Raw genomic sequence first — 19,193 nt, forward strand, 5'->3', positions numbered from 1 at the left:
GCGGCGACCGGCGAGCATGCTGGCATCGTGGCCTCCGCCATCGCCGTACTGTCCGCGCTCGCGGCGGCGTGCTGCTTCGGTGTCGCCGCCGTCGTGCAGCAGGCGGCGGCCTCCGGCATGCCGGAAACACAGTCACTCCGGCCGCGCCTGCTCTGGGAACTGGCCCACCGGCCGCTGTGGCTGGCCGGCATCGCGATGGCGGCCGCCTCGTACTTCATCCAGGGCGTCGCCCTGGCCTTCGGCTCGCTGGTGCTCGTCATGCCGCTTGCCTCGACCGACCTGCTGTTCGCCCTCCCGCTGATCGCCTGGCGCCGCGGCCAGCGGCTCACCCCGGCCGAGGTGACCGGCGCGATGTGCACCGCGGGCGGGGTGGCGGCGTTCCTGACGGTGCTGCCCCACACCCCTGGAGCGGCCGCGCCGGGATCGTGGGGCTGGCTGCCGCTCCTCGTGGTCATCGGTTCGCTGGTGGCCGTGCTGGTCTCGGCGGGGCTCCGGAGTCCGGGCCGCCGCCGGGCGGGCATGTACGCGGCGGCGGCCGGGCTGCTCTTCGCCCTGCTCGACGCGCTGACCAAGGCGGCCGCGGATCTGCTCCGCCACGACGGGCTGGCCGCGCTACGGCACTGGGAACCGTACGCCCTGCTCGTCATCGGCGGAACGGGGCTGCTCCTCGCCCAGAGCTCCTACCAGGCGGGGTCACTGGCGATCAGCCTGCCCCTCATCGACACCCTGGAGCCGATCGGCGCCGTCCTGATCGGAACCGCCGTCTTCCAGGAGCGCCTCGCCTCGTCCTGGGCCCTGGCCGTCCAGGTCCTCGGCGCGCTCCTAGCCGTCACCGGGATCACCATCCTGGACAGATCGCCCCTCGTACGGACTTAGTCACTGCTTTGCCGCCGGTTTCCGCCCTCCCGGGTACGAGACGGGGCATGGTCTTCGGTCTGCCGCTGCATCCGCTGATCGCCCACGCCGTCGTGGTCTGCGTGCCGCTGGCGGCGCTAGGCGCGATCCTCATGGCGTTCTGGCCCGCCGCGGCGCGTCGCCTGTGGCCGGCGGTCCTCTTCGTGGCGACCATCGGGCTGATCGCGGTGCCGGTGACGACCGAGAGCGGCGAGGCCCTCGAAGAGCGCGTCGGCGAGAACGAGCTCGTCGAGGCCCACGCCAAGCAGAGCGAGCAGGTACTGCCGTTCGTCATCGTGCTGTGGCTGGCGGTCGCGGGCATCTGCCTCTCGATCTACCTCGCCCGGCGGGCGTCACGATCCTCGGGAGGGACGACCGGCGCCCGGCCGCGGTGGCGGCCCGTCGCGGCGGCCGTCCTCGCCGCCATGGCACTGGTGGGCGGAATCGGCGGCGTGGCCGAGGTCGTGCTCGCCGGCCACGGCGGAGCGAAGGCCGTCTGGACGAAGCGGTGACACCGGCGCGGCCGGGTCGCCGAGGCCCCGCGCCCGGCGCACCGGGGCGCGGGGCCGGTCGTGACCGTGTGCCGCGCTAGGGCCTGTCTCAAAGTCCCCGTCCGTAGCGAGCGGTGTCCAGGTGGTGCGTCGCAAGGCGGAGGAGGGAGGCAGCCTGGTTTTGGCTGCCGACCGACGACAACGCGGCGAGGCGCCGCCTGGGCGCCGCACAGTAGGACAGCGGGGCTTTGAGACAGGCCCTAGTCGACGAGCGCCTGGTAGACGAGCCGGCGCAGCGCCAGCCATATGTCGTCCGGGGGCGGCATGACCTGCGTCATGAACAGCACCGTCAGGTCCTTCTCGGGGTCGACCCAGAAGTTCGTGCCCGCGGCGCCTCCCCAGCCGTACTCACCGGCGCTCGACAGGGAGCAGACCGAGCGCGGGTCGAGAAGCGGTGCGACGCCGAACCCGAAGCCGCGCCCCTCGTGAATGCCGGCGGTTCGCGCCGGCGGATGGCTGAACGCCGACATGGTCGCGTTGCCGGGGAGGTGATTGGCCGCCATGAGTTCAACGGTGCGCGGCGCCAGCAGCCGTTCGCCGTCCAGTTCGCCTCCGCGCGCGAGCATCTGTACGAAGCGCTGGTAGTCGTGCGCGGTCGACAGGAGACCGTGTCCGCCGGTGATGAGCGTCGGGAGCTCGCCCGCGGCGACCCCCGGGTCCCGCACGAGCTCGGGCCGTCCGGTGCGGGGATCCCGGCGGTACAGAGCGGCGAGCCGATCGCCGGCCGGCAGCCGGTAACCGGTGTCGGTCATCCCGAGCGGTTCGAAGACGCGTTCCGCCAGGAACTCGTCGAGTCGCGTTCCGCCGGCGATCTCGATGATCCGGCCGAGCACGTCGGTCGCGTGCGAGTAGTTCCACGCGGAGCCCGGCTCGAACAGCAGGGGCAGCGCGGCGAGCCGCTCGCACAGCTCGTCGAGCGTGTAGGGCTCCGGCTCACCGAGAGCGGCGATCCCCGCCACCCGGTACGCGTCGTTCACGGCGTTGTCGGCCAGCCCGGTGACGGTCAGGCCCGCCGTGTGGGTGAGCAGGTGCCGGATCCGGATGGGCTCGACCGCCGGCACCGTCGATCCGTCCTCGCCTGGCCGGTGAACGCGCATGTGCGCGAAGGAGGGGAGGAACCGCTCGACCGGATCGGAGAGCGAGAGCAGCCCCTCCTCCCACAGCATGAGGGCGGCGACCGACGTCACCGGCTTGGTCATCGAGTAGAGCCGCCAGATCGTGTCCGGCTCGACGGGAAGCCGCCCTTCGGCGTCTCTCGTGCCGTGGGACGAGAGGTGCACCAGCTCGCCTCGGCGCGCGACCAGGACGATGGAGCCCCGATCGCGGCCGCTGGTGACGCGCTCGTCCAGGTAGCCGGCGAGCCGTGCGAGGCGACGCTCGTCGAAGCCGGCCGCCGCGGGTTCGCGTGTGACGCCCGGATGCGTCGCGGTCGCCATCAGTTATCTTCCCCCGTCGGGGCGAACCGCAGGACGAACCGCCCGCGGACGCCGCGCCGGTCGAGCGAGCGGTGCGCGTCGGCGGCGCGGGAGGCGGGCAGTTCGCCGGCCACGCGGACGGTGAGCCGTCCTTCGCCGGCGAGTTCGGCGAGCCGGTCGAGCTCGGCCGCGGCCTCGACATAGTCGCGGACGAAGATCGGAGCGACGCGGACCCGGTCGGTCCCGTCGCCCTGGTAACCGCGGACGGTGACGACGGTGCCGCCGTCCTTGACGGCGGGGAGGACGGCGGCCTCCAGCACGGCGGCGTCGAGGAGCCCGTCGACGCCGCCGGGGTGGTGGCGGCGGACCGCCGCGGCGAAGTCGTCCCCCCGCTGCACGATCTCGTCGGCTCCGCAGTCGCGGACGAAGGCCTCGTCCTGCGGGGCGGCGTCGGCGACGACGACCAGCCCGGCCTGCTTGGCGAGCTGGACGAAGTACCCGCCGACGGTGCCGGCGGCGCCGGTGACGGCGACCGTCGCGCCGGCCGGGAGCGCCAGCGTGTCGAGTGCGAGGCGGGCGGTGAGCCCGTTCATGGGGATGGTGGCGGCCTGGACGTCCGACAGCCCGGCCGGGATCATCGCGACCGAACGTGCCGGCAGCACGAGATCCGCGCGGTAGCCGCCGTGCTCGCCCGAGGGCAGCACGATGGCCATGACGGCGTCTCCGGGCGCGAACGGACGGTCGACGGCGGGGCCGATCTCGGTGATCACGCCGGCGACCTCCATGCCCGGCACCCGTATCGCGTCCGCGTCGCCTTGACGCGGCCGAGAACGGATCATCGCGTCGGTCGGGTTCACCGTGGCGCTGCTCACCCGGATCCTGACCTGGCCGGGACCGAGCGGCTCGGCCGCCAGGTCGAGCTCGCCGAGCGCGTCCGGTCCGCCCGGCGCCGTCACTCCGATTGCCTTGACCATGGGTTTCGATCTCTCCTCAGTTGTTCTGAAGGCCCTCGAGCAGCAGGCTGCAGACCTCGTCGAGTTCGTCTTCGATGCCGGGGTTCTGCCATTCGGCCGCGTGGGCGACGTGGTGGAACCTGGCCGTGGCCGTGAAGACCACGCGGGCGGTGGCCGCCGCGTCGTCGGTGCGGAAGGTGCCGTCGGCGGCGCCGTCGGCGATGATGGCCGTCAGCTGGCCCAGGAGGTCGGCGACGTGGCCGGTGGCGACGCTGCTGTGCGCGGCCGCGAGGATCCCGTAGGCGGCGAACAGCTCCGGGTCCTCCCGAATCTTGGCCTGCTTCACGGTCAGGACGGCGTGCAGCCAGCTACGCAGCCGCTGGGCGGGCGGGACCGCGCGGTCGGCGGCGATGCCGGCGAGGGTGTCGCGGTTGCGGTCGAGCCAGCGCCGGGTCACGGCCTCGCGTAGCGCCTGCTTGGAGGCGAAGTGCTTGTAGACGGCGGCGTGGCTGACCCCGAGTGCCCGGGCGACGTCGACGACGGTCGCCTTGTCCGGGCCGTGGCGGCGCAGGATGTCCTCGGTGGCCGCCAGGACGGCGTCCGCGTCCAGTGGGGTCCGAGGGGGCATCAGCGACTGCCGCTCGTTCGCTCGCTGTCCAGCATCGCGAGCAGGGCGGGGGCGTAGCGCTCTCCGGCGACCGCCCCGCGCGGGACGGCCTGCTCGATCGCGTCCAGGTCGTCCTGGGTCAGCCGCAGGTCGGCGGCGTCCGCCACCTCGGTGATGCGCTGCGGCCGGCTGGCCCCGACGACCGCGACGATGTCCTGGTGCGCCCGGCCCTGCGCGAGCACCCACGCGATCGCGAGCTGTGCGACCGTGACGCCGCGGGCGGTGGCGACCTCCCGCAGCCGCTCGACCAGGGCGAGGTTGGTCTCGACGTTGCCGGCGGCGAAGCGAGGGAGGTGCCCGCGGCGCCGTGCGTCGTCGGGTGACGGCCGCCAGGTCCCGGTCAGCAGTCCCTGGGCGAGCACCCCGTAGGCGGTGACGCCGATGCCCAGCTCACGGCAGGTGGGCAGGATCTCGTCCTCGACACCGCGGCTGAACAGCGAGTACTCGATCTGGACGTCGGTGATCGGGTGCACGGTGTGGGCGCGGCGGATCGTCTCGGCGCCGACCTCGGACAGCCCGATGCCGCGCACGTACCCCTTCTGCACCATCTCGGCGATGGCGCCGACGGTCTCCTCGATCGGGACGGCGGGGTCCAGCCGGGACGGGCGGTAGATGTCCACGTAGTCGGTGCCCAGCCGCTGCAGTGAGTAGCCCAGGAAGTTCGGGATCGCGTCGGGCCGGCCGTTGACGCCGCGGATGCTGCCGTCCACCCCGAACAGCGCGCCGAACTTCACGCTCACCACCGCGCGGTCGCGGTCGGCGGGTCGCAGCGCCCGCCCGATGAGCGCTTCGTTGTGCCCCATCCCGTAGAAGTCGGCGGTGTCGATCAACGTGATCCCGGCGTCGAGCGCGCTACGGAAGGTCGCGATGCTCTGCTCGTCGGCGCTGGGTCCGTACGCGCCGGACATGCCCGCGCAGCCGAGCCCGACCGCCCCCACGCGCAGGTCCGCACCAAGTGTTCTCTGCTCCATGCGAGCACACTAAGGAGAGTAGGTAACAGGTGTCAAACTTTGTAACCTGATACTGGGCTTCGCCGGAAACGGGCCGGACGGCAGTCCGCCCGCCCCTCAGGAGGTGCCTGGTGGGGCGGGCGGACGCCCGGTGGGAAGTCCTCTCCGGGGCTACGCGGCGTTGAACTGCCACCAGTTCACGTTGAACAGGTAGCCGCTTCCGCCGGTGAACCGCAGGTACAGGTCGTGGGTTCCGGTCGCGCCGGTCACGGGGCAGGAGACGGTCGTCCACGTCTGCCAGCCGCCGGTGCCGGGGACGGTGCACGTCCCCACCAGCGCGCCGCCCGTGCCGTCCAGGCGGACCTCGATCCGCCCGCCGCTCGTCGCCGAGGCCGTCCGCGCGGTGAAGGACGTGGCGCCGGCGCCGAAGGCGGCCCCCTTGACCTTGATCCAGTCGCCGTTCTCGATGTAGCCGACGTTCATCCCGCCCTCACTGGACGGCTCCGTCTCGACCCCGGACTCCCAGGCGATCGTCTCGGCCTCCTGGCGGACGTACGGGTTGAGCGTGCCCACCTGCGGCGCGCCCGACGACGTCATGTTGATGGTCGGGATGGTGCCGTTCGCGTTGTAGGTGAACTTCTCCACGGCGACCGAACGGGTGTAACCGCTCCCGCCGGGCAGCGCGCCGTTGTGGTAGAAGAAGTACGACCCGCCGTTGAAGTCGACGATTCCCGGGTGGTTCGTGAAACTGGCGCCCTGCGTCGGCATGATGGTGCCCCGGTAGGTCCACGGTCCGGTGGGGCCGGGAGCCGTCGAGTAAGCGATGAACTCCGAGCAGCAGGCCGCCGCGAAGACCATGTAGTACAGGCCGTTGCGCTTGTAGAACCAGGGTCCCTCTTCGAACAGGGTCGGCCGGCTCGCGTTCCCCGTACGGGTGCCGAATCCCGCGGTGGTGAGCGAGACCTTGGTCGGGCTGCCCGAGTAGGAGGTCATGTCGGGATTCAATTTGACGGACCAAAGGTCCGGGTTGCCCCAGTAGAGGTACGCCTGCCCGTCGTCGTTGATGTAGACCGTGGGGTCGATCTGGCCGTTCTCGACCAGCGGATGGCCGAGGGCGTCACTGAAGGGCCCGGTGGGGCTGTTCGACACGGCGACCCCGATCGCCATCGCTCCGGTCGCCCGGTCCCGCATCGGGACGTACCAGTAGAACCTGCCGTTCCGGTAGATGGCCTGGCCTGCCCAGGCGTTCGCGTTCGCCCAGCTGAAACTCGCGAGGCTGAGCGGGGAGCCGTGGTCAGTCCAGTTCACCATGTCGGCGGACGACCACACCCGCCACTCCTTCATGGTGTACGTCGTCGAGCCGTCCTCGTCGTGGCCCGTGTAGAGGTAGACGCGGCCGTTGTAGACGAGCGGGGCCGGATCGGCGGTGTAGATGGTCTGGACGATCGGGTTGTCCGCCCTCGCGGGAACCGCGAACAACGCCATGAGGCAGAGCAGGCCGGTGAGCCAGGCGACGACGCGCCTGGGCCTGAGGACGGCCGGGATCCGGTTTGCGCCTGTCACGAGCACCCCTCGGGTAGTGGTGGACTCTTGCCGCGGCTCGGTCGTCGTCCCGGCTCAGCGATAGCCGGCGGAGACGATGTTCGCCTGCACCGCGTTGTCGGTCGTGTCGGAGGGATAGCCGGCCACCATGGCGCCTTCGTAGAACGTGCCGACGCTGAGGTTGGTGTTGCCGTTGCAGCAGTCCCCGCCGCTGCCCAGGATGATCGCCCCCTGCTTCTTCATGGGGCTGTAGCCGCTCGGGAGCCCGCCGTCCCACAGGGTGGTCAGGCCGCCCGATTGGGCGTTGCCGCCCTTGATGGCGAACCGCGAGGTGCCGTTGTTCTTCAGCGTCGCCGTCACGAACTTGCTGGTGAAGGCTCGCTGGTTCGGGTTCCAGGACTTGCTGCCGCCCGGGTACAGCCCCCACTCCAGGTCCGCCTGGACCCAGGGACCGGATCCGGAGCAGCCGCCGAACCAGCAGGACGTGCTGAAGTTGATCGCGTCCATGGCGCCCGGGCCGTCGGCCTTCCGCGTCGTCTCGCTGTTGCCGTAGTCGAAGCAGCAGCCGCCGTTGACGTGGGTGCCGCTGGTCACCATGTACATGCCCTCCGGCGCGCTGCCGGTCGGGACGCCCGAGGAGGAGCCGTTCCGCCAGTAGCTGTTGCCGGCGTTGATGTACAGCGAGTACGCCTTGCCGCCGCCGACCGTCAGCGACTCGCTGGTCGCCCTGGCCGGGGTGTCGGAGCCGCCGATCCCGCCGGGCCCCTGGTACCACAGGTCGTTGCCGTGCCCCGACTGGTCGTACACCACCGTGATGACGCAGGTGGTGCCCGTGCAGAAGGAGTCCTGGGCGGCGGCGTCGGCCGAGCCTCCCGCGGTGAGCACGCCGATGTTCCTGGTCGCGTTGTCGGACGAGCGCCGCACCTGGTAGAGGTTGCCGTTGTAGGCGCCGTAGAGCGCCCGCGTCGTGCTGTGCGCGGCGATGCAGGGCGTGCCGCCCGAGGCGTAGATGTCACACGGGCCCGTGCCGGATGCGGGCGGCGGTGTGGGGCTGGTCGGAGGCGAGGTCGGGACGCCGCCGGTGCACGTCGTGCCGTTCAGCGCGAACGCGGTGGGGACCGGGTTGGAACCGCGCCACGAGCCGTTGAAGCCGAAGGTGACGCTCGCGTTCGTGCCGAGGCCGCCGTTGTAGCTCGCGTTGCGCGCGGTGACCTGGGCGCCCGATTGCGCGACCGTGGCGTTCCACGCCTGCGTCACCTGCTGGCCCGCGCCGAAGGACCACGTCAGCGTCCATCCGCTGACGGGATCCCCGAGGTCGGTGACGGTGACGTCACCGGTGAACCCCTCGGTCCACTGGCTGGTGACCTTGTAGTCGACGCGGCATCCCGCCGCCGCGTGCGCGTTCGTGGCCACAGCGGCGACCGTGACCGAACTCGCCAGGATGACGCCCGCGGCGGCGATGCCGCGCAGGCGTCGTAGCAACCGACCGTATGCGGCCCACCTCATCGAGGCCTCCCCCTGCTCGACCGCTCTGTTCGAAATCTCGGACAGAGCGCGACATGCTGGACGCTGACTCACGCAGGAGTGTGCGGGACGCGGACCGCATGTCAAGGGGCTCGCGGTTCATGGGCGGGCGCCGCCGGTGGCGGCACAGGCCACGGCGGTACGGGGGCCGCCCGGGGGCAGGGGATCTTTCATCCCCGTTTCACGGGCGGCACCCGGCGGAGGTCCGTTCTCCGGGACTCGCGACCGGCTATCGGGTGGTGCAGACCCAGGTGATCCAGCGGCCGCCGCCCGCGTTCGAGATGGCGTTCTTCTGGGCCGCGGACTTCGTTGTGCCCGAACCGCCCCAGTACCTGTTGGTGCGGGAGTTGTACGCGACGGCGCCACAGCCGTTGACGAAGGTCGTGAGGACCTTGCAGCCGGAGCGGGGGCACTCCTTGAGCGCCCGTCGCTTGGCGGCGGACACGGTCGTGTAGTCCCAGGCTTTGCCGACGCTGCCGTCGGGCGCCACGGCGATGGCCCCGTAGTGCAGTGTCGGAGGCGAGTACGTGTCGGGCGGGGTGTCCGGCGGGAAGCTGGGCAGCGGCGGCGGACTGTAGCTCGGCATCGCCGGCGGGCTGTAGGTGGGCGGCGTCGGCAGGTCCGGCAGGGTGGGCGCCGCGGCCGCCCGCTTGGCCTTCGAGACGCCGACGTCGAAGCCCCACACCAGGACGGCACCGCCGCCGACCAGCAGCACGAGGGCCGCGACGATGACGATGACGACCGCCGCGCCGTTGTTGTTGGGCCGCCGCGGACCGGGCGGGCCGGGTGGGCCCCATCCCGGAGGGCCGGGCGGCATCGGCGGTCCGGGAGGGCCGGGCGGCGGCCCGTACGTCGGCGGCTGCCCACCGTAGGGCGGCTGGCCACCGTACGGCGGCTGCGGGGGTTGCACGGTGACCCACTCCCCAGATGCGTCGAAGTCCGGAAGATCGTAGCGGCTGCCCCGTCGTCCGAGGCAGACCTAAGACGCCATTTCCGGCGAATCGGTTCAGGCGGATTTCAGAGGCGGGTCGCGGCGCGGACCAGCCCGGCGAGCGCCCGGGACCGGCTGTGCGGCGGCCACGCGATCACCGTCGTCACCGGCGGCGCGTCCAGCACCGGCACGGCGGCGACGTCCTCGCCCCGGTGGGGCCGGGCCGATTCCGGCATGATCGCCGCAGCCCGGCCGAGGGCGATCAGCTGCAGTAGTTGCGTCTGGTCCCGGACCTGCGGACCGGGGCCGTCGGGGTACGTGCCGTCGAGGCGTGGCCAGCGCGGCATCGGCAGTCCGGGCAGCGTGGTGACGTCGCTCATCCGCAGGTGGGGCCGGGCGGTGAGGGGATGCCCGGCCGGCAGGACCGCGACCTGCCCTTCCGTGCGCAGGTCCTCGGTGTCGAACCCGGTGGCCGAGTCGAACGGAAGGTGCAGCAGTGCGACGTCGGCCCGCCCGTCGCGCAGCAGCCGCTCCTGCTCGCCGGGCCCGCACAGGATCACGTCGACGGCGACCGCCTCGGGTTCGGCGGCGTACGCGTCGAGCAGTTTCGGCAGGAGTTCCCCGGTGGCGCCGGCCTTCGTGACGAGGACCAGGGCGGGGGCGCCGGCCACGGCCGCGCGGCGGGTACGGCGGTCGGCGGCGTCGACCGCGTCGAGGGCCGCGCGGCCCTCGCGCAGCAGCACGGCCCCGGCCTCGGTGAGCGTGACGGCGCGGCTGGTGCGTTCCAGGAGCGTGACCCCGAGCCGCCGTTCGAGCTGCTGGATCGCCCGGGACAGGGGCGGCTGTGCCATCCCGAGTCGTTCCGCGGCGCGCCCGAAGTGCAGCTCCTCGGCGACGGCGATGAAGTACCGCAGCTCCCGCGTCTCCATGTCGCCACGGTACCCGCGGGGCCGCCCGTACCGCGCCCCCCGGAAGACCGGGGACGGGACGGGGCAGGGGGCCGGAGAGTGCCGTTGACCAGAGACGATACCCGTCCGGTATCGCCGCCTACCCGAACGGTGTTGGAGGTGCCGGCGGGCGCGCGGACAGGATGAACGACATGAGCGAACAGACGATCGCGCTGGTCACCGGCGCGAACAAGGGCATCGGATACGAGATCGCGGCGGGCCTGGGCGCGCTCGGCTGGAGCGTCGGCGTCGGCGCCCGGAGCGAGGAGCAGCGGGAGGCCGCCGTGGTGAGGCTGCGCGCGGCCGGGGCCGACGCGTTCGGCGTGCCGCTCGACGTGACCGACGACGCGAGTGTGGCCGCCGCGGCCCGGCTGGTCGAGGAGCGCGCCGGCCGCCTCGACGTGCTCGTCAACAACGCCGGGATCACCGGCGGCATGCCGCAGGAGCCCACCCGTGTCGACCCCGCGACCGCGCGGGCGGCCGTGGAGACGAACGTGATCGGCGTCATCCGCGTCACCAACGCGATGCTGCCGTTGCTGCGCCGGTCGGCGTCGCCGCGGATCGTGAACATGTCCAGCTCCGTCGGCTCCCTCACCCGGCAGTCCGACAAGGACGATCCGCTCAAGGCGGGCCCGATCTCCGGCGCGTACGCGCCGTCGAAGACGTTCCTCAACGCCGTCACGGTCCAGTACGCGAAGGAGCTGCGCGACACGAACATCCTGATCAACCTCGGCTGCCCCGGCTACTGCGCGACCGACCTGAACGGCCACCGCGGCGTCCGTACGCCCGAGCAGGGCGCGGCGATCGCGATCCGGCTGGCCACCCTGCCCGACGACGGTCCGACCGGCGGTTTCTTCGAGGACGACGGGGTGGTGCCCTGGTGATGGGCGGGCGCCCGGGAGCGGCCCCGGGCGCGGTGACGGCCGCGGTCGTGAGCGGCATTCGAGCCGATCAGGTGGAGCGTGCATGGGCGCCCCTAACCTAAGTCGCTCGTTCTATTGAATCGTTCACGTTTAGGGCGGTAGGTTGAGGTCATGACCGCATCCCGGACTTCGACCACCGCCGAGGACCTGCGTGGTGCCGGGCTGCGGGTGACGGCCGCTCGCGTCGCACTGCTCGAGACCGTACGGGCCGGTGACCACCTCGGTGTCGAGGCGATCGCGTCCGGGGCGCGCGACCGCGTCGGCCACGTCTCCCTCCAAGCCGTGTACGAGGCCCTGCACGCGCTCACCGCGGCGGGACTCATCCGCCGTATCGAGCCGGCGGGCAGCCCCGCCCGGTTCGAGGGACGCGTCGGGGACAACCACCACCACGTCGTGTGCCGCTCCTGCGGTGTCGTCGCCGACGTCGAGTGCGCGGTCGGCGAGGCGCCGTGCCTGACGGCGTCCGACGGCCACGGCTTCACGATCGACGAGGCCGAGGTCGTCTACTGGGGCCTGTGCCCCGGCTGTTCCACCGCTCGCAGTTCCTGACCACCGTGATCTGTCCGGAAGGATTCCCATGCCTGACAACGTTGACGCGAACGCCGCAGAAGGCGGCTGCCCGGTCCCGCACGGCCGTACCCGCGCCCCGCACCCGACCCAGGGCGGCGGCAACCGCGGCTGGTGGCCGGAGCGCCTCAACCTGAGGATGCTGGCCAAGAACCCGCCGATGATGAACCCCCTCGGTGCGGACTTCGACTACGCCGAAGAGTTCAAGAGCCTCGACCTCGCCGCCGTGAAGCAGGACATCGCGCGGGTGCTCACGGACTCGCAGGACTGGTGGCCGGCCGACTTCGGGAACTACGGGCCGCTGATCATCCGCATGGCGTGGCACAGCGCGGGCACCTACCGCGTCAGCGACGGCCGGGGTGGCGCCGGGGCGGGCCAGCAGCGCTTCGCGCCCCTCAACAGCTGGCCGGACAACGCGAGCCTCGACAAGGCCCGCCGCGTGCTGTGGCCCGTCAAGCAGAAGTACGGCCGGAAGATCTCGTGGGCCGACCTGATGATCCTGGCCGGCAACGTCGCCCTGGAGACGATGGGCCTCGAGACCTTCGGTTTCGGCGGTGGCCGCGAGGACGCCTGGGAGGCCGACGAGGACGTCTTCTGGGGGCCCGAGACCGCGTGGCTGGACGACGAGCGCTACAGCGGTGAGCGCGACCTGGAGAAGCCCCTTGCCGCGGTGCAGATGGGCCTCATCTACGTCAACCCCGAGGGCCCGAACGGCAACCCGGACCCGGTCGCCGCGGCGCGCGACATCCGCGAGACGTTCGGCCGCATGGGGATGAACGACGAGGAGACCGTCGCCCTGATCGCCGGGGGCCACACCTTCGGCAAGACGCACGGCGCGGCCCCGGCCGACGCCATCGGGCCCGAGCCCGAGGGCGCCCCGCTGGAGGACCAGGGCCTGGGCTGGAAGAACTCCTACGGCACCGGCAAGGGCCGGGACTCCCACACGAGTGGCCTCGAGGTCACCTGGACGCCCACCCCGACCAAGTGGGACAACACCTTCTTCGAGGTGCTCTTCGGCAACGAGTGGGAGCTGACCGAGAGCCCGTCCGGGGCGAAGCAGTGGCGGCCGAAGAACGGCGCCGGAGCGAACACGGTGCCCGACCCCGAGGACGGCACGCTCAACCGCGCGCCGGGGATGCTCACGACCGACCTGTCGCTGCGCTTCGACCCGATCTACGAGCCGATCTCGCGGCGCTTCATGGAGAACCCCGACGAGTTCGCGGACGCGTTCGCCCGCGCCTGGTTCAAGCTGACCCACCGCGACATGGGCCCGAAGCAGCGCTACCTCGGCCCGGAGGTGCCGGCCGAGACGCTGATCTGGCAGGACCCGGTCCCGCCGGTCGACCACGAGCTGGTCGACGCCGATGACATCGCCGCGCTCAAGGCCCGGCTCCTGGACTCCGGTCTGTCGATCTCCCAGCTGGTCACCACCGCGTGGGCGTCGGCCGCGTCGTTCCGCGGCACCGACAAGCGCGGCGGCGCCAACGGCGCGCGCATCCGGCTGGAGCCGCAGAAGAACTGGGAGGTCAACAACCCCAACGAGCTGACGACCGTGCTGCGCACCCTGGAGCAGGTCCAGGAGGCGTTCAACGCCGAGCAGACCGGTGGCAAGCGGATCTCCCTGGCCGACCTGATCGTGCTCGGCGGGTGCGCGGCCGTCGAGAAGGCCGCGAAGGACGCCGGCCATGACATCGTGGTGCCCTTCACTCCGGGACGCACCGACGCGTCGCAGGAGCAGACCGACGTCGAGTCGTTCGAGGTGATGGAGCCGTCGCACGACGGGTTCCGCAACTACCTCATGAAGGGCAACATGCTGCCCGGCGAGTTCCTCCTCATCGACCGGGCGAACCTGCTCACGCTGAGCGCGCCCGAGATGACGGTCCTCGTCGGTGGTCTGCGCGTGCTGGGCGCCAACCACCAGCAGTCCTCCCTGGGCGTCCTCACCGACCGCCCCGGGAAGCTGACCAACGACTTCTTCGTGAACCTGCTCGACATGGGCACGGTGTGGAAGTCGGTCTCCGAGGAGTCGGAGACCTTCGAGGGACGCGACGCCTCGGGCGAGGTCAAGTGGACCGCCAGCCGTGTCGACCTGGTCTTCGGCGCCAACTCCGAGCTCCGCGCGGTCGCCGAGGTCTACGCGAGCGACGACGCGAAGGAGAAGTTCGTGACGGACTTCGTCGCGGCCTGGGACAAGGTCATGAACCTCGACCGGTTCGACCTGCGCTGACCACGACGTCCGGGCCGGCCCGCACGGGCCGGCCCGGACGTTCCCCGAATCCGGCCCTCTCGACGCCGCTCGCCTCCCGCGCGACGTCGAGAGGGCCGCGGTCGTCAGTCGCTCCGGCCGGCGTGCTCACGCCTCGCTCGCCCTTCTCACTCGCTCCGCGGACGGCCTCGTCCCTTGGCCGGCGTGCTCACGCCTCGCTCGCTCGTCGGGATCGCTCGGTGCGGCGGACGAGGTAGCCGTGGTTGAGGGCGGCCTTGACGCCGCCGACGATCGCGCCCTGCAGCGCGGCGGCGGCCAGGACCTCGACCCAGCCGCGCTCGACGTCCCCGGCGTCGGGGGCGTCGTCCTGGCCGGAGACGAGCTTCCAGGTCTGCTTGAAGAGCGCTCCGGCGATCAGGCCACCGGTCAGGCCGAGGACCGCCGAGACCGGGCGGGAGATCGAGTTGGACTTGCTCATGGCCGGCTCCGCGGGTCCGTCGTGCTCACGTGTGCGCACCTCTCCTCGTCGTGGGGTCTCCTGGTGCGGCGGGGGTACCCGGTGAGCACGCGGGCTAACGTTCAGGCGCCGAGGTCCCACAGGAGACGGTAGTAGCGGATCCGGTCGGGATCGGGGCGGACGCCGTACGCGTCGAGGAGAAGGTCTTCCCACCCGGGGCCGTAGTTCCACTCGGTGCTCCAGGCGGCGATCGCGAGGTCGGCCCACCGGTCGGCGACGCCGAGCCGGCCGAGGTCGACGTGGGCCGACCAGCGGCCGTCTGCGCCGACCAGGGTGTTGGGTGCGCAGGCGTCGCCGTGGCAGACGACGAGCCGGTCGTGCGGCGGGATGTCCGCGGCCAGTTCGAGCGCCCCATCGACGCCGAGCGAGCGGTGCGCCGGGTCCCACTTCGCCGGGTCGAGCCGGCCCTGCGCGGCGCGTCGGCGGGCGATGGCGAGCCGGTCCTCGGCCGCCCAGGTGAACGGGCACTCCGCGACGGGAAGCGCCTCGTGCAGGGCGCGCAGGCCCTCGCCGACGGCCGTCACCGCCGTACGCGGCTCGGCCTTCCACCGGTCGGCGACGGCGCTCTGCCCGGTCAGCGCGGCGGTGACGAGCCAGGAGCCCTCGTCGTCGGCGCCCTGGTCCAGCACGCGCGGCACCGGGGTGAACGCCACGGCCCAGGACAGCCGGACGGCCTCGTCGGCGAGGTCGCTCCCGCCGCCCGGAGGAGCCCACTTCACGAAGCATCGGTCCGGGTCCGCGCCGACCTCGAAGGTCAGCCCGCCCATCTCGTTCTCCCATACCGCACGCACGGGCCGGCCCGCCGCCAGGGCCGTCACGCGCGCGGGCACCGCCACGTCTGATCTCGGGGGTCCGGCAACCATCGCTCCATCCTTACGCAACCGCGCGGCCTGAGCTATAGTCGGCTTAATTTTTAAGAAACCTTCCTGTCTTTAGGTCGATCCGGCCTGGAGACGGCCGCCGGGAAGGAGGTTCGGTCCGCCCCCTTAATCCGCGTCTTGGTCGAAGCTTTGATCATTCCTGAGAGGACCCCCGCCATGAATCAGGAACGCTTCTCCCGCCTCCGGCTCCGTCTCCTGGCCGGCGCGGCCGTGCTCGCGCTGCCCCCGCTCGTCGCCGTGGCCTCTCCCGCCTGGGCCGGCACCGGCCAGATCACCGGGTACGGCGGCAAGTGCGTCGACGTCGCCGCGGCGAACAGCGCCAACGGCACTCAGATCCAGCTCTACACCTGTAACGGCACCAACGCGCAGCAGTGGACGGTCGGGACCGACGGCACGATCCGCGCCCTCGGCAAGTGCCTCGACGTCGCCGCGGCCAACAGCGCCAACGGCACCAAGGTCCAGCTCTACGACTGCAACGGAACGGTGGCCCAATCGTGGACCGCCGCCTCCGACGGCAGCCTCCGCGCCCTCGGCAAGTGCCTGGACGCCACGGGCCCCAGCTCGGCGGACGGCACCCCGCTGCAGATCTGGGACTGCGCCGGCAGCGACAACCAGAAGTGGACGCTGCCCGGGACGAGCACCTCGCCCGGCTCCGGCCGCATCCCCGGCGCCCCGTACCTCTACATGGGCTGGGGCAACCCGCCGAACCCCGCCACGGTCATGAACGCGACCGGCGTCAAGTCCTTCACCATGGCGTTCATGCTCTCCAGCGGTGGATGCACGCCCGCGTGGGACGGCTCCCGGCCGCTCACCGGCGGCACCGACGCCCAGGCGATCTCGGCCATCAAGAGCGCCGGCGGCAGCGTCGAGGTCTCCTTCGGCGGCTGGCAGGGCAACAAGCTCGGCCCGAACTGCTCGTCCTCTTCGGCGTACGCCGGAGCGGTCCAGCAGGTCATCAACGCGGTCGGCCCGGCCGTCGTCGACTTCGACATCGAGAACACCGACGAGTTCTCGAACTACACCGTGCAGGACCGGATCCTCGGCGGCCTGAAGATCGTCAAGCAGAACAACCCGAACATCAAGATCGCCGTGACGTTCGGCACGACCACCTCCGGCCCGAGCGGTGACGGCGTCCGGCTGATCAACCAGTCGAAGGCGCTCAACGTGCCGATCGACAGCTACACGATCATGCCGTTCGACTTCGGCGGCGGATCGAACATGTACCAGAGCACCGTCAACGCGGCCGAAGGGCTGAAGACCGCCCTGAAGAACGCGTGGGGCTGGAGCGACGCTCAGGCCTACGCGCACATGGGGATCTCCGGCATGAACGGCCTGTCCGACCAGCAGGAGACCACCTCGACGGCCACCTGGACCCAGATCCGCGACTGGGCGGTGTCCAAGGGCTTGAACCGCCTCGCCTTCTGGGCGGTCAACCGCGACCACCCCTGCCCCGGCGGAGGAGTGCAGTCGACCTGCAGCGGCATCTCCCAGAACGACTGGGACTTCACCCGGATCACGGCCGGCTTCTGACCGAGGTCGAGGAACCGGTCGACGCCCTGTTCGGCGACGAGGCGCAGGACACTGGCCCGTGATACGAAAAGTGCCCCTTGAGCAGTATGGTCGGGATCTCCCCGATCCCGACCATACTGCTCAAGGGGCACCCTTCTCAGGTGGGCGCGGCATCACCGCAGCTCGAAGGGCGCGAGCACCACCCAGTTCACCACGTGTTGAGCTCGTACCTGCTGTTGTTCCAGCGAGCCGGGGTGCAGGAGTATCCGTATAGCAGGCCCATCTGGGCCCATTCGTTACCGGTGTACACGCACTCTGTGTACGACCCAAAGTTCGGGACGAGCCGCGCATAAACGTCCGCGGAAGCGGCTGTCGAGCCCGAGAGGGAGAGTACCGTCGCCGCAGCGGCCACGCCGCCGGCGATGCCCAGTTTCGCAAGAACACTTCGCTGCATGAGTCCTCCTTGTTCTTGACGCTCGCCGGATTCCTGCTGAGAAGCCGACTCGGATGGCCGACTAGTCCGAGCAGGGTGAGGAGCGCGGTCAAGTCTGGCATCGCCGTAGTCGAACGAGACATCGGCAATGTTGCCTATTTGCTGCTATCGGCAAAGCCCGTCGCTGACATTTGAGAGACCAAGGCCGGGCCGGAGATGCGGAGATGCGGGTACGCGCCGTCAGCGGGTGCGCGCGACCGCGGTCCAGCCGGCCGTCAGCGGTCGCCGGTCGCGGGTGGGCCGCCACTCGCCCAGGTGTACGACGCCCGGTTCGATGAGGTCCATGCCGTCGAGGAGCGCGGTGACCTGGTCGCGGGTCCGCGCGATGAAGGGGGCGTTCGCGCCGCGGTACGCGGTCGACACGTCCAGGTTGCGCTGCTCCTCCACCGCGGCGTGGGAGAGGATGACGTGGCTTCCGGGCGCGAGGACGTCCCGGTACCTGCGTACGAGACCGGCCGGGTCCTCCTCGTCGGGGACGAAGTGCAGCACCGCCACGAGGAGCAGCCCGACCGGGCGGTCGAAGTCGATCGACCGCCGGGTGCGCGGGTCCTTCAGGACGGCCCCGGGATCCCGCAGGTCGGCGCGGACGGCGGCGGTGCGCTCGTCCGAGGACAGCAGCGCCTGCGCGTGGGTCAGCACCACCGGGTCGTGGTCGACGTAGACGACGCGGGCGTGCGGGTGGACGGCCTGCGCGATCTCGTGGACGTTGCCCCGTGTCGGCAGGCCCGATCCGAGGTCGAGGAACTGGTCGACGCCGGCTTCGGCGGTGTACCGGACGGCCCGCTGGAGGAACTCCCGGTTCGCGCGCGCCACCGCGGTGACGTTCGGGAGGGCCTCGGCGACCCTCGCGGCGGCCTGCCGGTCGGCGCGGAAGTTGTCCTTGCCGCCGAGGAAGTAGTCGTACATCCGTGCGACATTCGGCGTCGTGGGGTCGAGATCGGCGGGCGCGTCCGCGGCGGGTTCGCTCATCCTGTCACCCACCGGCCGCGAAGCCCGCGCCGATCACGGTGAACCATGATCGAATGGTAGCCGGGAAACCGCCCGCCCCGCCTGCGATCTCGCCCGGCAGCCCGCCGACGAGCGAGCCCGTCATCTGATGGAGACCACTCGGTCGGGCCTGCCGAGTCCGCTGGTCTGAACCCATCCGTTCGGGGTCACGTGGCCGGCCGCCGTCAGGCTCGCCTTCTGCCCATGCGGGGCCAGGAGATCGTTGTATCTCTGGCACAGACCTTCCCCGCTATCCGCGAAAAGGTACCTCTCGGCATAGACCCGACCGTTGTGCTCCCACTCGTAGCGCACGACGGGCTTACGCAGGATCGCTTCGAACCACTGGGCCGCGTGCTCCGCAAGGTGCGCCGGGGAGCCGGCCGCTTCCGTCGCGAGGCTCGTGGGTCTGTCCGGCAGGAAGTACAGCTGGTTGTGGAGGCGGTCGCCGCGCAGGGTAGATCCGACTACGTGCACGCCGATGTCGACCAGCGACAACCCGCGCGGCTCATCGCTCAGCGAGATGACGGCGAGCAGCGACGCGTCGTCCTCTGGCCGCCCGACCCAGCTGTGGGCATACGCGACCTCCCAGGAGCCCGCCAGCTCCCGGAGTCGCGCCGCGAAAGCCGACTCCACCGCATCGAACCCCCACTCATTCGCAGGGTCATCGATCTCGAACCACGGATTCCCGGACACGAAGGGACTATAGGTCGGCCGCCGCCGTGAGTAGAGAAGTCTC

General features: G+C 71.3%; 18 protein-coding genes. 6 read left to right on the forward strand and 12 right to left on the reverse strand.

Going from position 1 to position 19,193, the window contains the following annotated elements:
- Positions 1–27: 27 nt before the first annotated feature.
- Entirely contained in the window at positions 28–876 is an 849-nt protein-coding gene (locus tag NE235_RS26520) for a DMT family transporter (protein WP_252807720.1), read from the forward strand.
- A gap of 47 nt (positions 877–923) precedes the next feature.
- Positions 924–1,406, forward strand: coding sequence for a DUF2231 domain-containing protein (locus NE235_RS26525; RefSeq protein WP_252807722.1), 483 nt, complete (start codon positions 924–926; stop codon positions 1,404–1,406).
- A 239-nt stretch (positions 1,407–1,645) separates the two neighbouring features.
- Here NE235_RS26525 and NE235_RS26530 read toward each other — a convergent pair whose 3' ends face one another.
- The 8 genes from NE235_RS26530 to NE235_RS26565 form a co-directional block, all read right to left on the reverse strand.
- Positions 1,646–2,881 carry a serine hydrolase domain-containing protein gene (locus NE235_RS26530; protein ID WP_252807725.1) on the reverse strand — a complete coding sequence of 412 codons (1,236 nt, stop codon included), beginning with the start codon at positions 2,879–2,881 and terminating at the stop codon, positions 1,646–1,648.
- Positions 2,881–3,834, reverse strand: a complete 954-nt coding sequence (locus NE235_RS26535) for an NADP-dependent oxidoreductase (protein ID WP_252807727.1) — start codon at positions 3,832–3,834, stop codon at positions 2,881–2,883. Before NE235_RS26535 ends, NE235_RS26530 begins: the two co-directional genes overlap by 1 nt.
- 16 nt (positions 3,835–3,850) lie before the next feature.
- Positions 3,851–4,441 (reverse strand): TetR family transcriptional regulator, encoded by a 591-nt coding sequence (locus NE235_RS26540; RefSeq protein WP_252807729.1) that lies wholly within the window; start codon positions 4,439–4,441, stop codon positions 3,851–3,853.
- The gene (locus tag NE235_RS26545) at positions 4,441–5,451 is read right to left on the reverse strand and encodes an aldo/keto reductase (protein ID WP_252807730.1); all 1,011 of its coding nucleotides are present in this window, start codon (positions 5,449–5,451) and stop codon (positions 4,441–4,443) included. Before NE235_RS26545 ends, NE235_RS26540 begins: the two co-directional genes overlap by 1 nt.
- A 150-nt stretch (positions 5,452–5,601) precedes the next feature.
- Complete coding sequence (locus NE235_RS26550; protein ID WP_252807732.1) at positions 5,602–6,993, reverse strand: glycoside hydrolase family 43 protein; 1,392 nt, start codon at positions 6,991–6,993, stop codon at positions 5,602–5,604.
- Between the two features lie 54 nt (positions 6,994–7,047).
- Entirely contained in the window at positions 7,048–8,478 is a 1,431-nt protein-coding gene (locus NE235_RS26555; protein ID WP_252807734.1) for an arabinofuranosidase catalytic domain-containing protein, read from the reverse strand.
- Positions 8,479–8,725: 247 nt separating this feature from the next.
- Positions 8,726–9,406 carry a DUF4189 domain-containing protein gene (locus tag NE235_RS38350; protein ID WP_308206158.1) on the reverse strand — a complete coding sequence of 227 codons (681 nt, stop codon included), beginning with the start codon at positions 9,404–9,406 and terminating at the stop codon, positions 8,726–8,728.
- 107 nt (positions 9,407–9,513) lie between these two features.
- Positions 9,514–10,356 carry a LysR family transcriptional regulator gene (locus NE235_RS26565; RefSeq protein ID WP_252807736.1) on the reverse strand — a complete coding sequence of 281 codons (843 nt, stop codon included), beginning with the start codon at positions 10,354–10,356 and terminating at the stop codon, positions 9,514–9,516.
- 161 nt (positions 10,357–10,517) lie between these two features.
- Here NE235_RS26565 and NE235_RS26570 point away from each other — a divergent pair, with 161 nt between their 5' ends.
- From NE235_RS26570 to katG, 3 genes are all read left to right on the forward strand, one after another.
- Complete coding sequence (locus tag NE235_RS26570) at positions 10,518–11,258, forward strand: SDR family oxidoreductase (protein WP_252807738.1); 741 nt, start codon at positions 10,518–10,520, stop codon at positions 11,256–11,258.
- A 150-nt stretch (positions 11,259–11,408) separates the two neighbouring features.
- Positions 11,409–11,846, forward strand: coding sequence for a Fur family transcriptional regulator (locus tag NE235_RS26575; RefSeq protein WP_252807740.1), 438 nt, complete (start codon positions 11,409–11,411; stop codon positions 11,844–11,846).
- A gap of 28 nt (positions 11,847–11,874) precedes the next feature.
- Positions 11,875–14,091: a catalase/peroxidase HPI gene (gene katG / locus NE235_RS26580; protein ID WP_252807742.1), complete on the forward strand. Its 2,217-nt coding sequence runs from the start codon at positions 11,875–11,877 to the stop codon at positions 14,089–14,091.
- Positions 14,092–14,278: 187 nt separating this feature from the next.
- On the opposite strand, the gene NE235_RS26585 is transcribed toward katG, so the two are convergent.
- Entirely contained in the window at positions 14,279–14,548 is a 270-nt protein-coding gene (locus NE235_RS26585; protein WP_252807744.1) for a DUF4235 domain-containing protein, read from the reverse strand.
- A 101-nt stretch (positions 14,549–14,649) separates the two neighbouring features.
- Positions 14,650–15,450: an aminoglycoside 3'-phosphotransferase gene (locus NE235_RS26590; protein ID WP_252807746.1), complete on the reverse strand. Its 801-nt coding sequence runs from the start codon at positions 15,448–15,450 to the stop codon at positions 14,650–14,652.
- Between the two features lie 174 nt (positions 15,451–15,624).
- Here NE235_RS26590 and NE235_RS26595 point away from each other — a divergent pair, with 174 nt between their 5' ends.
- Entirely contained in the window at positions 15,625–16,998 is a 1,374-nt protein-coding gene (locus NE235_RS26595) for a ricin-type beta-trefoil lectin domain protein (RefSeq protein WP_252807748.1), read from the forward strand.
- Positions 16,999–17,650: 652 nt separating this feature from the next.
- Here NE235_RS26595 and NE235_RS26600 read toward each other — a convergent pair.
- Positions 17,651–18,439, reverse strand: a complete 789-nt coding sequence (locus tag NE235_RS26600; RefSeq protein ID WP_252807750.1) for an SAM-dependent methyltransferase — start codon at positions 18,437–18,439, stop codon at positions 17,651–17,653.
- Positions 18,440–18,559: 120 nt separating this feature from the next.
- On the reverse strand, positions 18,560–19,150 hold the full coding sequence (locus NE235_RS26605; RefSeq protein ID WP_252807751.1) for a hypothetical protein: 591 nt from the start codon (positions 19,148–19,150) through the stop codon (positions 18,560–18,562).
- Between the last annotated feature and the right edge of the window lie 43 nt (positions 19,151–19,193).

The organism is Actinoallomurus spadix (assembly GCF_024055725.1).
Lineage (GTDB): Bacteria > Actinomycetota > Actinomycetes > Streptosporangiales > Streptosporangiaceae > Actinoallomurus > Actinoallomurus spadix.

Bases quoted from the DNA above. Each gene is read 5' to 3' on its own strand.
- NE235_RS26525 (WP_252807722.1), top strand. From the start codon at position 924: ATGGTCTTCGGTCTGCCGCTGCATCCGCTGATCGCCCACGCCGTCGTG.
- NE235_RS26530 (WP_252807725.1), bottom strand. From the start codon at position 2,881: ATGGCGACCGCGACGCATCCGGGCGTCACACGCGAACCCGCGGCGGCC.
- NE235_RS26535 (WP_252807727.1), bottom strand. From the start codon at position 3,834: ATGGTCAAGGCAATCGGAGTGACGGCGCCGGGCGGACCGGACGCGCTC.
- NE235_RS26540 (WP_252807729.1), bottom strand. From the start codon at position 4,441: ATGCCCCCTCGGACCCCACTGGACGCGGACGCCGTCCTGGCGGCCACC.
- NE235_RS26545 (WP_252807730.1), bottom strand. From the start codon at position 5,451: ATGGAGCAGAGAACACTTGGTGCGGACCTGCGCGTGGGGGCGGTCGGG.
- NE235_RS26555 (WP_252807734.1), bottom strand. From the start codon at position 8,478: ATGAGGTGGGCCGCATACGGTCGGTTGCTACGACGCCTGCGCGGCATC.
- NE235_RS26565 (WP_252807736.1), bottom strand. From the start codon at position 10,356: ATGGAGACGCGGGAGCTGCGGTACTTCATCGCCGTCGCCGAGGAGCTG.
- NE235_RS26570 (WP_252807738.1), top strand. From the start codon at position 10,518: ATGAACGACATGAGCGAACAGACGATCGCGCTGGTCACCGGCGCGAAC.
- NE235_RS26575 (WP_252807740.1), top strand. From the start codon at position 11,409: ATGACCGCATCCCGGACTTCGACCACCGCCGAGGACCTGCGTGGTGCC.
- katG (WP_252807742.1), top strand. From the start codon at position 11,875: ATGCCTGACAACGTTGACGCGAACGCCGCAGAAGGCGGCTGCCCGGTC.
- NE235_RS26585 (WP_252807744.1), bottom strand. From the start codon at position 14,548: ATGAGCAAGTCCAACTCGATCTCCCGCCCGGTCTCGGCGGTCCTCGGC.
- NE235_RS26590 (WP_252807746.1), bottom strand. From the start codon at position 15,450: ATGGTTGCCGGACCCCCGAGATCAGACGTGGCGGTGCCCGCGCGCGTG.
- NE235_RS26595 (WP_252807748.1), top strand. From the start codon at position 15,625: ATGAATCAGGAACGCTTCTCCCGCCTCCGGCTCCGTCTCCTGGCCGGC.
- NE235_RS26600 (WP_252807750.1), bottom strand. From the start codon at position 18,439: ATGAGCGAACCCGCCGCGGACGCGCCCGCCGATCTCGACCCCACGACG.